General features: G+C 65.8%; 11 protein-coding genes. 4 read left to right on the top strand and 7 right to left on the bottom strand.

Going from position 1 to position 12,212, the window contains the following annotated elements; genetic code table 11:
• Positions 1-64: 64 nt before the first annotated feature.
• From ACQR03_RS16735 to ACQR03_RS16745, 3 genes are read left to right on the top strand one after another with little or no spacing between them, the layout of a single operon-like run.
• Positions 65-1,105, top strand: a complete 1,041-nt coding sequence (locus ACQR03_RS16735; RefSeq protein ID WP_316174607.1) for a branched-chain amino acid ABC transporter permease — start codon at positions 65-67, stop codon at positions 1,103-1,105.
• Between the two features lie 3 nt (positions 1,106-1,108).
• Positions 1,109-2,878, top strand: a complete 1,770-nt coding sequence (locus ACQR03_RS16740; protein ID WP_315825947.1) for a branched-chain amino acid ABC transporter ATP-binding protein/permease — start codon at positions 1,109-1,111, stop codon at positions 2,876-2,878.
• On the top strand, positions 2,875-3,600 hold the full coding sequence (locus ACQR03_RS16745; RefSeq protein WP_315713763.1) for an ABC transporter ATP-binding protein: 726 nt from the start codon (positions 2,875-2,877) through the stop codon (positions 3,598-3,600). The genes ACQR03_RS16740 and ACQR03_RS16745 overlap by 4 nt, the downstream gene beginning before the upstream one ends.
• Before the next feature lie 29 nt (positions 3,601-3,629).
• Here the strand turns inward: ACQR03_RS16745 and ACQR03_RS16750 are convergent, their stop codons facing one another.
• The 7 genes from ACQR03_RS16750 to ACQR03_RS16780 all read right to left on the bottom strand — a co-directional run bounded on the left by ACQR03_RS16750 (position 3,630) and on the right by ACQR03_RS16780 (position 11,323).
• Positions 3,630-4,436 carry a shikimate dehydrogenase family protein gene (locus ACQR03_RS16750; RefSeq protein WP_316201487.1) on the bottom strand — a complete coding sequence of 269 codons (807 nt, stop codon included), beginning with the start codon at positions 4,434-4,436 and terminating at the stop codon, positions 3,630-3,632.
• A 96-nt stretch (positions 4,437-4,532) separates the two neighbouring features.
• Positions 4,533-5,678 carry an ABC transporter substrate-binding protein gene (locus tag ACQR03_RS16755; protein ID WP_315713761.1) on the bottom strand — a complete coding sequence of 382 codons (1,146 nt, stop codon included), beginning with the start codon at positions 5,676-5,678 and terminating at the stop codon, positions 4,533-4,535.
• Positions 5,679-5,892: 214 nt separating this feature from the next.
• Complete coding sequence (locus ACQR03_RS16760; protein WP_315825945.1) at positions 5,893-6,312, bottom strand: acyl-CoA thioesterase; 420 nt, start codon at positions 6,310-6,312, stop codon at positions 5,893-5,895.
• Between the two features lie 258 nt (positions 6,313-6,570).
• Positions 6,571-7,335, bottom strand: coding sequence for an SDR family NAD(P)-dependent oxidoreductase (locus ACQR03_RS16765; RefSeq protein WP_315825944.1), 765 nt, complete (start codon positions 7,333-7,335; stop codon positions 6,571-6,573).
• A 26-nt stretch (positions 7,336-7,361) separates the two neighbouring features.
• Positions 7,362-9,263 (bottom strand): feruloyl-CoA synthase, encoded by a 1,902-nt coding sequence (locus ACQR03_RS16770; protein WP_434841738.1) that lies wholly within the window; start codon positions 9,261-9,263, stop codon positions 7,362-7,364.
• A 1-nt stretch (position 9,264) separates the two neighbouring features.
• Entirely contained in the window at positions 9,265-10,068 is an 804-nt protein-coding gene (locus tag ACQR03_RS16775) for a crotonase/enoyl-CoA hydratase family protein (protein ID WP_434841739.1), read from the bottom strand.
• Positions 10,069-10,798: 730 nt separating this feature from the next.
• Positions 10,799-11,323, bottom strand: a complete 525-nt coding sequence (locus tag ACQR03_RS16780) for a hypothetical protein (protein ID WP_316172685.1) — start codon at positions 11,321-11,323, stop codon at positions 10,799-10,801.
• A gap of 253 nt (positions 11,324-11,576) precedes the next feature.
• Here ACQR03_RS16780 and ACQR03_RS16785 point away from each other — a divergent pair, with 253 nt between their 5' ends.
• Entirely contained in the window at positions 11,577-11,903 is a 327-nt protein-coding gene (locus tag ACQR03_RS16785; protein WP_316172686.1) for a hypothetical protein, read from the top strand.
• Positions 11,904-12,212: the final 309 nt, after the last annotated feature.

The raw sequence follows: 12,212 nt of genomic DNA on the forward strand, positions 1-12,212 counted from the left end.
AAGACCGGCGGACGGCGCAGGGCGCCGGCCGCGCCCGGTCACCACAGAGGGGGAGCGTCCTGTCTTGAACACAACGATCTTGCTGTTCCTGTTGCAGGACGGCATTACCAATGGCGCGATCTACGCGCTGCTCGGGCTGGCGCTCGTGCTGGTGTTTGCCGTCACCCGGGTGATCCTGATCCCGCAGGGCGAATTCGTCACCTACGGCGCCCTCACCTATGCCTCGCTCGCGGCCGGCCAAATGCCGGGCACCGCGAAGCTCGCCGTCGTGATCGGGCTCGCGGCCTTCGCCTTCGACCTCTACGCCATGCGCAAGACGCTGCACGCGCCGAAGATCGCGCGCACCTTCGGCCTCAACGTCGCCCTCCCTGTCGTCATTCTGCTCGCCAGCATGTGGGCGGCGAACCAGCGCATGCCCGCCGGCGTCAGCCTGGTGCTGTCGCTGCTGATCGTGGCCAGCATCGGCCTGTCGCTCTACCGCATCGTGTTCCAGCCGCTCGCGCACACCTCGGTGCTGGTGCTGCTGATCGCCTCGGTCGGCGTTCACCTCGCACTGCAGGGCCTCGGCCTGCTGTTCTTCGGCGCCGAGGGCCAGCGTGGCCCGACCCTGCTCAATGCCACGGCGACGCTCGGCTCGCTGCGCTTCACCGGGCAGGGCATGGCGGTCTACGGCATCACCATCGCCTTCATCGTCGGCCTCTGGCTGTTCTTCGGCCTGACGCTCTACGGCAAGGCGCTGCGCGCCACCGCCGTCAACCGGCTCGGCGCCCGCCTCGTCGGCATCCGCACCACGCTGTCGGGCCAGATCGCGTTCCTGCTGGCCTCCACCATCGGCGCGCTCTCGGGTATCCTGATCGTCCCGATCACGACGCTCTATTACGACACCGGCTTCCTGATCGGCCTCAAAGGCTTCATCGCCGCGATCATCGGCGGCCTGATCAGCTATCCGCTGACTGCGGTCGCCGCGCTCGTCGTCGGCATCGTCGAGGCGTTCTCCTCGTTCTATGCCTCCAACTTCAAGGAGGTGATCGTCTTCACGCTGCTGATCCCGGTTCTGCTGCTGCGTTCGCTCGCCGCGCCCGCGGTCGAAGAAGAGAAGGATTGAGCCGTGCGCGAGCGTTGGCCTCTCATCATCTTTGCCGTCATCGTCGCGGCGATCCCGTTCATCCCGGGCATGCCGCCGTTCTGGATCGTGCTGCTCGACAATATCGGCCTGTCGGCGCTGGTCGCGATGGGGCTGGTGCTGCTGACCGGCGTCGGCGGTCTGACCTCGTTCGGCCAGGCCGCTTTTGTCGGCTTCGGCGCCTACACCACTGCGGTGCTGTCGGCCAATTACGGCGTATCGCCGTGGCTGACCCTGCCGCTGTCGCTGCTGGTGTCGGGCCTCGCCGCCGTTCTGCTCGGCCTCGTCACGGTCAGGCTGTCCGGCCACTATCTGCCGCTCGGCACGCTCGCCTGGGGCCTCGGCCTGTTCTATCTGTTCAGCAAGCTCGCCTTCCTCGGTCGCAACGACGGCATCTCCGGCATCCCGCCGCTGTCGATCGGCAGCCTCAAGATGCTCGATCCCGGCACGATCTATTTCGCGATCTGGGCCGCCGTTCTGATCTCCGCACTGTTGACGATGAACCTGCTGGACTCCCGCACCGGCCGCGCCATTCGCGCGCTGCGCCGCGGCCACATCGCGGCGGAAGCGTTCGGCGTCTATGCACCTCGCGCCAAGCTGCTGGTGTTCATCTACGCCGCCGTGCTCGCCGGCCTCTCGGGCTGGCTCTATGCGCACTTCACCCGCGCCGTCAACCCGACGCCGTTCGGCGCCCAGGCCGGAATCGAATATCTGTTCGTCGCCGTGGTCGGCGGCGCCGGCTATGTCTGGGGCGGCGTGCTCGGCGCGGCGATCGTCGTCGTGCTGAAAGAGGTGCTGCAAAGCTACCTCCCGCTGCTGCTGCATGGCGAGGGCCAACTCGAGACCATCGTGTTCGGCATTCTCCTCGTCACGCTTCTCCAGCTCGCCCCGACCGGCCTGTGGCCGTGGCTGACGGCGCGGCTGCCTTTCAAGCCGGTTGCCAAGCAGCCGGACACGTCGGTCAAACTGCCGGCGCGGGAGCGATCTGCGACGACTCCAAACGTGCTGCTCCAGGTCGACAACGCGCGTAAGCAGTTCGGCGGCGTGGTCGCGGTCAACAACGTCTCGTTCGATGTCCAGTCCCGCGAGATCGTCGCGCTGATCGGCCCGAACGGCGCCGGCAAGAGCACGACCTTCAACCTGATCACCGGCGTGCTGCCGCCGACCTCCGGCAACATCTCGGTGCTCGGCAAGGCCGTCGGCAACGCCCCGCCGCAGGACGTCGTCAAGCTCGGCATTTCCCGTACCTTCCAGCACGTCAAGCTGGTGCCGGACATGACGGTGCTCGAGAACGTCGCGATCGGCGCGCATCTGCGCGGCCATTCCAACGCGCTCACGAGCATGTTCCGGCTCGATCGCGGCGACGAAGCCAAGCTGCTCGCGGAAGCCGCGCGGCAGATCGAGCGCGTCGGGCTCGGCGACCAGATGCACCAGCTTGCCGGCTCGTTGTCTCTCGGCCAGCAGCGCATCGTCGAGATCGCCCGCGCGCTGTGCGTGGATCCGATGCTGCTGCTGCTCGACGAGCCGGCCGCCGGCCTGCGCCACATGGAGAAGCAGCGCCTCGGCGCGCTGCTGCGCGACCTCCGCGCCGGCGGCATGTCGGTGCTGCTGGTCGAACACGACATGGGATTTGTCATGGACCTCGCCGACCGCATCGTGGTGCTCGATTTCGGCACCAAGATCGCCGAGGGCACACCTGCCGCGATCAAGACCAATCCGGAGGTCATCAAGGCGTATCTCGGAGCCACCGCATGAGCACGCTGCTGGAAGTCACCGACGCCCATGTCTCCTACGGCAAGGTCGAGGCGGTCCGCTCGGTCTCGCTCACCGTGGCCGAGAACGAGATCGTCACCATCATCGGCGCCAATGGCGCCGGCAAGACCACGCTGCTCAGTGCCATCATGGGCGTGTTTCCGCTGAAGGGTCGCGTCTCCTTCCTGGGCGAGGACATGGCCCGGCTGGAGATCGAGGACCGCGTCGCGCGCGGTCTCTGTCTGGTGCCGGAGCATCGCGAGCTGTTCGCCACCATGAACGTCGAGGACAATCTGCAGCTCGGCGCTTTCAGAATGTCGAAGGCCCACGCCGCACGCGGCTTCGAGCACGTCTACACGCTGTTTCCGAAGCTCAAGGAGCGGCGCAAGCAGCTCGCCGGCACGCTCTCCGGCGGCGAGCAGCAGATGCTGGCGATGGGGCGCGCGCTGATGGGCGCGCCAAAGATGCTGATGCTGGACGAGCCCAGCCTTGGCCTGGCGCCGATCATCGTCGCCGGCATCTTCGAAATCGTCGCCAAGCTGCGCCAGGAAGGCGTCTCGGTGCTGCTGGTCGAGCAGAACGCCAAGGCCGCGCTCAAGGTCGCCGACCGCGCCTATGTCATGGAGCTCGGCGAGTTCGTGCTCAACGGCAAGGCCAGCGAGATCGCCACCGACGAGCGCGTAGCGGCGAGCTATCTCGGCTTTGCCGAGGCGGCTGCGAGCTGAGCCTGATGTCGATGGGGTGAGGCGCTGCTTCAGGAGGGCGCCTCCTTCGACAGCAGGAAATCGACCATCACGCGCTCCAGCGCCCGGTACATGTCGGTGCCGGTCGCCGTCAGGCAGCCGCGCTGGCGCGCAGCGGCGATGAAGGGCGAGACCTCGGGCCGGGTGATGACACAGCCGCAATAGGCCGACGGGCTGACGGTCGTCATGTCGACCGGCAGAGGATCGCCGGGCTGCATGCCTGCCGGCGTGACGTTGGCAACCATGTCGAAGCCTGTTGCGTTCATCGAGCCGACAAAGGCGCGGCCTTTGCCCCGCTCGTTGAGGCGCGCGATCAGCACATCGCGGCGTCCGGCATCGCTGTCGTGAATGGCAAGCTCGCGCACGCCGGAATCGATCAGCGCCAAAGCGATTGCCGAGCCCGCACCGCCCGCGCCAATCTGTAGCACGCGGCAGCCTGCAGGATCGAAGCTCGCCCCCTTCGCAGCGCCGATGAAGCCAAGGCCGTCGACCATGTCGCCATGCCAACGGCCGTCAGGACCACGCCGCATCAGATTCACGGCGCCGATGAAATGCGCGCGCTCGGTGGCCGTCGCACAGGCGCGGTAGCAGGCGAATTTGTGCGGGATGGTCGCGACGATGCCGTCGAGATTCTTCACCCGTGTCATCGTCGCCAGGAAGTCAGTCAGGTCACCCGGCGCGACTTGGACCGCAACCAGGATCGCATCGCTGCCGCGCTCCGAGAACGCCTGGCTGACGCCGGCCGGCGCGCGCACCTGCGCGACGGGATCGCCGATGATGATGTGGAGCCGCGTGGCTCCGCTGGGGGCGGGAATCATGGTGGGGCTTCCAAAACGACAAAGATCATCGTCCAAATGGCCGAAAGGCCGGCTCACCGAGCCGGCCTTCCTCACTCGAAGATATCGTCCGTCCGGTTACTTCGCCGGGACGTATTTGCCATCCTTCACCGTCAGGATGATGCGGGCGCGGTCGTCGAGGCCGGAGCGGTCCTTTTCGGTGAAGTTGTAGACGCCCTGCGAGGCCGCCAGGTCCTTCTCGGTCAGCAGCGCCTGGCGGATGGCCTCGCGGAACTCCGGCGTGCCGGGCTTGGCGGTCTTCAGCGCCACCGGGATGATGCGCTTGAGGATCTCGAACGCGTCGAACGAATGGCCGGCGAACTGGCTGCGGCTGTTCGGGCCATACTTGCCCTCATACGCCTTGTTCAGCTCCATGCCCGGCTTCTTGGTCAGCGCGCTGTCGTCCTGCGTCTCCGGCGACATCACCGGACCTGACGCCATGATCACACCCTCCGCCGCCTTGCCGGCGATGCGGATGAAGTCCATGCTCGCGGCGCCATGGGTCTGATAGATCAGGCCGGTGTAGCCACGCTCGCGCAGCTCGGTCTGCGGCAGCGCCGCGGCGGTGCCGGAGGCGCCGACCAGGATGGCGTCCGGATTGGCGGCGACCAGCTTCAGCACCTGGCCGGTGACCGAGGTGTCGGGACGCGCAAAGCGTTCCTCGTCGGCGATGGTGATGCCCATCGGCACAGCCTGATTCTTCAGATCGTTGAACCAGAGGTCGCCGTAGGAGTCGGAGTAGCCGATATAGCCGACGGTCTTGATGTTGTGCGCCTTCATGTGCTCGTACAGCACCTTGCCCATGATCGGCACCGGCTGCGGCATCACAACCGACCATTTCATCCGCTCCGGCGTGACCGGGAACGGCGCCAGGCCGAAATGCGGAATGCCGGCCTCGTTGGCGACGTTGGACACCGCGATGGTCGGCGGCGTCAGCGCCGAGCCCATGATGATATCGGCCTTCGATTCCGTCACGAAGCGACGGGCGTTGGTCGTGGCCGTGGTCGGATCGCCGCCGTCGTCGAGCACGATCACCTTGAGCGGCACGCCGCCGATCTCCTTCGGCACGAACTCGAGCGCATTGCGCTCGGGGATGCCGAGCGCCGCGCCCGGCCCCGTCGTCGTCGTGGTGATGCCGATGGTGATCTCGCTGGTCTGCGCCAGCGCCGGCGCTGATGCCAGCATCGCGATGACGCCAGCCGCCGCCAGATAGGCCTTCCTCATAAAATCCTCCCTCAATCTTTTCGGTTCAGCTCGTGATCCGCCGATCCTGTTTGCAGTCGCGCCCCCGTCTGGGGCATCTTCCAACACGACCGGCCGATATGTGTCCAAACGTGATCATAGCATTGAACACGAGAAGATCACTCCTCACCAGTCGACCAAAGCACGACAGCTGAACATCCTTAAGACGGCCGCATGTCGCACCCATTTCCGCGCCTCATTCCCCGAGAAACTTGGCTCGCATCTCCTCCGGGAAAGGTGCCGATTTCAGCTTGTCCGGGTCGGCCGGATCGCGCCCGACCAGCACCCGGGTCTCGAACCCTTCGATGGCCAGCGCCTCACCCTTGAACACCTTGTGGGTGACGTCGAAGGACGAGCGCTTGATGCTCTCGATCCGGCTCTCGATCGTGATCCAGTCGCCATAGGTCGAGGGGATGTAGAACTTGGCGCGGGTGTCGACCATGGGGATGCCGACCAGGCCGTAGCGGCGGACGATGTCCTGCTTGGAGAACCCGGCCGCCTCGAACATCACCGAGGTCGCATCATCGAACATCGCGAAATAGCGCGGGTAGTAGACGATGTTGGCGGGATCGCAGTCGCCCCACTGGATCTGCACGTCGCGGCGGTGAACGAACATGTCTTGAAAGCCTCACACCATCGCCGATAGCGATCTGGAGAGTGGGCAACGGCGCGCAGCGCCGAGCCCACCATTTTCAGCGGCGGTGGGCACGCTACGCTTTGCCCACCCTCCGTTTCTCTACGTCGTCATTCCGGGGCGCGCGGAGCGCGAGCCCGGAATCCATCTCTCAGCAGTGCTAGACGCCGAATGGATTCCGGGCCCGACGCTGGCGCGTCGTCCCGGAATGACAACCACGTGGACGTCGGCGCGCGGCACTTACTTCGGCGCCATGCGCAGCGAGCCGTCGAGGCGGACGACCTCGCCGTTGAGGTAGGCGTTCTCGACCATGTGCAGCGCCAGCGCGGCGAACTCATCGGCATGACCCAGACGGCGGGGGAACGGGATCGCGGCGGCGAGCGAGTCCTGGGCCTCCTGCGGCAGGTTGGCGAGCAGCGGCGTCAGGAACAGGCCCGGCGCAATGGTCAGCACGCGGATGCCGAACTGCGCGAGCTCGCGCGCGATCGGCAGGGTCATGCCGACGATGCCGCCCTTGGAGGCCGAATAGGCCGACTGTCCGATCTGGCCGTCATAGGCGGCGACGGACGCGGTGTTGATGACGACGCCGCGCTCGCCGGTCGCCTGCGGCTCCAGCTTGGTCATGCCGTTGGTGACCAGACGCAGCATGTTGAACGAGCCGATCAGGTTGACCTTGATGACCTTCTCGAAATCGGCCAGCGGCATCGGGCCGTCACGTCCGACGACGCGCTTGGCGACGCCGATGCCGGCACAGTTCACCAGCACGCGCGGCTGCTGGCCGAGCGCCTCGACGGCCTTGGCAACGGCCGCTTCCGCGCCGGCGGCGTCCGAGACGTCGCAGACCACCGGCACGCCCTTGATCTCGGCCGCGACCTCCTCCGCCAGCTTGGCATTGAGATCGAACACCGCGACCTTGGCGCCCTGCGCAGCGAGCTTGCGGGCGGTGGCGGCCCCGAGGCCGGAGGCGCCGCCGGTGACGATGGCGGCCTGGTCCTTCAACAACATTGTCGTTTCTCCCTTGGATGCGTCGATCAGCCGGCGATGATGATGTCGTCGTCCGGCGTCGCGGCGTAGATGCGTTCGATCAGGTCCTTGCGGTTCTCCAGCACGGCGCGCTGGTTGATCGATCCCTTGTCGGTGACCTCGCCCTTGTCGATCGACAGCGGCTCGCCGAGCAGGACGGCGCGCGTGATGCGCGTCGACGAGCCGGTCGCGGTCTGCAGGAATTTTGCGAAGCGCTGACGGAAGGCCTCGATGATCAGCGGATCAGCCGCCGTGGCGGCGAGGTCGTCGAACGGCAAGGTCGCGTTGATCAGGCGGCAACCATCGAGATCGAGCACGACGATTGCGGCGATCTCGTCGCGGTTGATGCCGGCGATGATCACGTCGCGCGCCAGCGGCGCGCACGCAGCCACGAAGCGGGCCCGCAACGGGCCGACGGAAACCCAGGTGCCGCTCGCCAGCTTGAAGTCCTCGGCAACACGGCCGTCAAAGTCGAAGCCGGCATTGAAGTCGTCGGGATCGACGGGCTTCAGCGCGTCGCCCATCTTGTAGTAGCCTTCGTCATCAAAGGCCGCGGCCGAGACCTCCGGCAGGCGCCAATAGCCCGGCGTCACGTTCGGCCCCTTGGCGCGCACTTCCATCTTGCCGTTGTTGGGAACGAGCTTGGCCTCGTTGCCGGAGACCGGCAGGCCGACATGGCCGGAGCGGCTGGTGCGCGGATTGACCGACATGAAGAACGGCGCGGTCTCGGTGGAGCCGAGGCCCGTCAGCATCGGCACGCGAGTGCCCGTCTCGGCCACCGAGAGCTCGTCGAGCTCGTTCCAGACATGCGGCGCCAGTGCGGCACCGGAGAAGAACATCGCGTGCAGCCGCTGGAAGAAGGACTTCCGCAGCGCCGGGTCCTCGCGGAAATAGGGCAGCAGCGACTCGTAGCCCTTGGGGACGTTGAAATAGACCGTCGGCGAGATCTCGCGCAGGTTTCGCACGGTCTCCTCGATGCCGCCGGGCACCGGCTTGCCCTGGTCGAGATACATCGAGCCGCCGTTGAACAGGGTCAGGCCGATGTTGTGGTTGCCGCCGAATGTGTGATTCCAGGGCAGCCAGTCGATGATCACAGGCGGCTCGTCCTTGAGGAAGGCGAGCGTCTCGCGGATCATCACCTGATTGGCGCAGATCATGCGCTGGGTGTTGATCACGGCCTTCGGATTGCCGGTCGAGCCCGAGGTCAGCAGGAATTTCGCGATCGTGTCCGGGCCGATCTTGTCATGGGCGGCGTCGAGGCCAGGAAACAGCGGCGATGCGATCAGATCGGCGAGCATCGTGATCTTGCGGCCCGGCACCGAGCCGAACGACGCCACGATCTCGGTGCCCTCGGGCACGTTGGCGATGAGCGCGTCGGCGAACTTGTCGGCGTCGTCGACGAAGACGAGGCCCGGCGTCAGCAGCTTCATCAGGTAGGCGAGCTTGCCGTAGTCGCGCGACACCAGCGAATAGGCCGGCGACACCGGACAGAACGGCACGCCGGCATAGAGCGCGCCGAACGCGACCAGCGCATGGTCGATCGAATTGCCCGACAGGATCATGACCGGCCGGTCTGGCGACAGCCCGCGCGCGAGCAGCCCGGACGCGATGTGCCGGCTCGCCGCCAGCAGCGTGGCATAGCTCAGCTCGCGCCAGCCCTCCGGGCCAACGCGCTCGGCCATGAACACGCGCTCGGGCGTGGCTTTGGCGAAGTGATGCAGCCGGTCGGTGATCCGCGGCGGATAGTCGCCGAGCGGCTGCTTCGGACGGAGATAGATGGTGCCGTCGTCTCGGCGGTCGACCGTGACGACCGGGTCGTTGAACGAGATCGCGCGCAACGGATGAACACTGGCGCGGCGCGCCGTGTCGTCCGTTCCTCCCTGTGTGCTTGTTATTGTTTGTGCGGTCATGTCACGTCGGCTTCACTTTGGCGGTCTTGTGATCGAGGAAGGCGCGGATGCGATTCTTGGCCTCCTTGTCGCTCTGCGCGACGGTGGCCATCAGCGATTCCATCAGCAGGCCGGTCTGCGGATTGGCCTCGGCGATCATCGGCAGCGCCTGCAGCACCGCGAAATTCGTCAGCGGCGCGTTGTTCGCGATCTTCGCCGCCAGCTCCATCGCCTTGGTCATCGAGGCGCCGGCCTCGACCAGATATTGCGCGAAGCCGTAGGACGAGCCTTCGGTCGCCGAATAGACCCGGCCGGTCAGCATCATGTCCATCATGCGGGCGACGCCGATCAGGCGCGGCAGCCGCACCGAGCCGCCGCCGCCGACGAAGATGCCGCGCTGGCCCTCGGGCAGCGCGAAGTAAGCCGACGGCTCGGCAACACGGATATGCGCGGCGCAGGCGAGCTCGAGACCGCCGCCGATGACGGCCCCCTTCAATGCGGCGATCACCGGCACGCGGCAATACTGGATGCGGTCGAACACGCGATGCCACATCTGCGAGTGCACCAGGCCTTCGGTGGCGTCACGTTCGCGCAGCTCGGAGAGATCGAGGCCGGAGGAGAAATTGTCGCCGATCCCGTGGATCACGATGCAGCGGACGCCGTCAGGCAGGCTGGTGAAGCACTCGCCGATGGCGAGGATGATGCCGTCATTCAGCGCGTTGCGCTTGGCCGGGCGGTTGAGCCCGATCGTCAGGACGGCGCCCTGCTGTTCGATCTGCAGCAGAGACGGATCGCCCGCTGGCGTGGCGGTGTCGGCGTTTCCCATCGCTTGATTGTGTCCTGTTCAGAATAGTTATGTTTTATAACGATCTCGGCAGGAGTCAATAAGCGGTGGCCGAGATCGTATTGTGCAATGCGAAACGAACGGCGCCGGAATGAACGATGCGGGGGCGGCGCATGTCGCATCGTAAGGCGCGTCAGCACAAAGGCAAATGACATGATGCGGCGTTCCCGCGGCGGATTCGCGCCCGGGGCTTGCTGATCACGTTCACCCTCAAATGCAGAGGGCGCAGGGAAGGCCAGGCGCCGGCTGACGCCTGCGGCCCGCCTGCTGAAAAAATGCAGGCGGCAGGTACCACAGGTGCAGCCGGGAACGCCCGGCCTTCCCTGCGCGATGGTCTTCACGCTTATACGCAGTCTCCCTGGTGCACCGGCTTGTTGGCCACCATGATCCACGCGGCGCGTTGGCGCCATCGCGAACGTAACACCGGCAACGGGGTGTCAGGACGCTGCGACTTCACGTCCGCGTCACATCGTTCGTCCGCGCGCCCGAAGACACGCTGCGACATGATCGCGGCCACCGCTCCCCGCCCCGCGTGTCGTGACGATCGCGCGCTACGCCCCTCGGCTTGGGACGGGATGGCGGAGATAAGATCACAAATTCTGAAAATACGCAAGGCCTTTTCTTTTTTGCAGAATCGAACTCAGCCATAGCGGCCGTTCGCACTGCGTCGGATTCGCGATCCGTCGCTCCGTTCGATCGCGAGCGCAGTAGATCAGCTTCTGGCCGCCGCCGCGCGACACCGTGCCAAGTCTTGCAAGAGTTGCTGCGTCGTGACCCGCTGCTCGCCCGCCTCGGACGAGTCCAGAACGTCCACGATCAGAACCGACTCTCCATCGGCCTGGAGGGACAGTTCAAAGCGATTGAACTCGAAGTGCCATCGAGATGCCGAAGCCTCGGCCATTGCGCGCGTCAAAAGATCCTTCACATGGGGTGTGCATTCATCCGTCAGAAACTGCTCGAGGAGACTAGGGGGGCCTTTGATCTGCCTGAGCATCTCAGCGGCCGACTGTTGTTCATCACAGTCGCGCTTCGGGCCGAGTTCAGTTGCAAGCTTCCTTGCCATCTCGACCGACCCGCCTGCATGGAATAAGACGGATATGCGCTCATCTTCCCACGCGGGTCCATTGATATAGACGGCCCAGCGCCATTGCCCGTCGTCACAGGTCCCGATGATGCGTCGTCCATTGATTGGGTGCGTGACGCATAAGGGCCCCTCCCACCAGATTTCGTCTTGCATCGCGCGACCCGCCGATTGAGATCGTTCTTATAGCATCTCGCTCCGACGATGTCGTCCGCCTGCCCAGGTCGCGTGGATGCCGATTCCGGATGTCCAGGCGGAAGACCGCTTATCGCGGCCCACCGCTCCGCAGTCCTCATGCTGCAGCAACGCGATGTCAAAAGTGAACGGCCGGCAACGTCGCATTCAGCGTGGCTTCAAAGCACGCGCTGTAGAACGTTGACCGTCACCACACTTCGCAATGGAGGGGACCATGGTTTCGCTGAAGACATCTCTCGCCGGCGGCGTTGCCGCGCTCGCCGTGACCGCAACCCTGTTCGCCGGCGCGGCGCCCGCTCAGGCGCATGATGGCCGCAACGCGGCGCTCATCGGCGGCCTGGTGGTCGGAGCTCTCATCGGTGGTGCGCTGGCGTCGGACGCGCAAGCCTATGAGCCCGCGCCGGTCTACCGATCCCACTACCGCGACGCGGCGTATGACGGCTACGGTTACGAGCGCTACCGTTACGTGCCGGCTCGCCACTACCGCCCTTGCGACCACGACGGCTACGGCCGGACGTCGAGCTGGGACGACGAGGACTAGTCGTCAACCTCACAGGAATTCGGGCGTCCCGGTTGTCTTGCTGAACGCCGGGGCGTCCGGACGGCGCTGCTCCAAGCTCCGCCGTCGTTTGTGGCGACCGCCCGCGGCCACAAATTCCGCTGTCGTCCCTGCGGACGCAGGGACCCATACCGCGGAATTTATCGGTGAAGCATAACTGCCAGTCATCGTCCCATTGAAGCCAGTGGTTATGGGTCCCTGCGTCCGCAGGGACGACGGCGGTGATTGGAGCGACATCTCGCGGCATACCGTCATTGCGAGGAACGCAGCGACGACGCCATCCAAGGCTCG

Source organism: Bradyrhizobium sp. HKCCYLS3070 (assembly GCF_051167575.1).
Lineage (GTDB): Bacteria > Pseudomonadota > Alphaproteobacteria > Rhizobiales > Xanthobacteraceae > Bradyrhizobium.

What these genes read in the sequence shown, in the direction of transcription:
- ACQR03_RS16745 (WP_315713763.1), top strand. Translation starts at nt 2,875, where the DNA reads ATGAGCACGCTGCTGGAAGTCACCGACGCCCATGTCTCCTACGGCAAG.
- ACQR03_RS16750 (WP_316201487.1), bottom strand. Translation starts at nt 4,436, where the DNA reads ATGATTCCCGCCCCCAGCGGAGCCACGCGGCTCCACATCATCATCGGC.
- ACQR03_RS16755 (WP_315713761.1), bottom strand. Translation starts at nt 5,678, where the DNA reads ATGAGGAAGGCCTATCTGGCGGCGGCTGGCGTCATCGCGATGCTGGCA.
- ACQR03_RS16760 (WP_315825945.1), bottom strand. Translation starts at nt 6,312, where the DNA reads ATGTTCGTTCACCGCCGCGACGTGCAGATCCAGTGGGGCGACTGCGAT.
- ACQR03_RS16765 (WP_315825944.1), bottom strand. Translation starts at nt 7,335, where the DNA reads ATGTTGTTGAAGGACCAGGCCGCCATCGTCACCGGCGGCGCCTCCGGC.
- ACQR03_RS16770 (WP_434841738.1), bottom strand. Translation starts at nt 9,263, where the DNA reads ATGACCGCACAAACAATAACAAGCACACAGGGAGGAACGGACGACACG.
- ACQR03_RS16775 (WP_434841739.1), bottom strand. Translation starts at nt 10,068, where the DNA reads ATGGGAAACGCCGACACCGCCACGCCAGCGGGCGATCCGTCTCTGCTG.
- ACQR03_RS16780 (WP_316172685.1), bottom strand. Translation starts at nt 11,323, where the DNA reads ATGCAAGACGAAATCTGGTGGGAGGGGCCCTTATGCGTCACGCACCCA.
- ACQR03_RS16785 (WP_316172686.1), top strand. Translation starts at nt 11,577, where the DNA reads ATGGTTTCGCTGAAGACATCTCTCGCCGGCGGCGTTGCCGCGCTCGCC.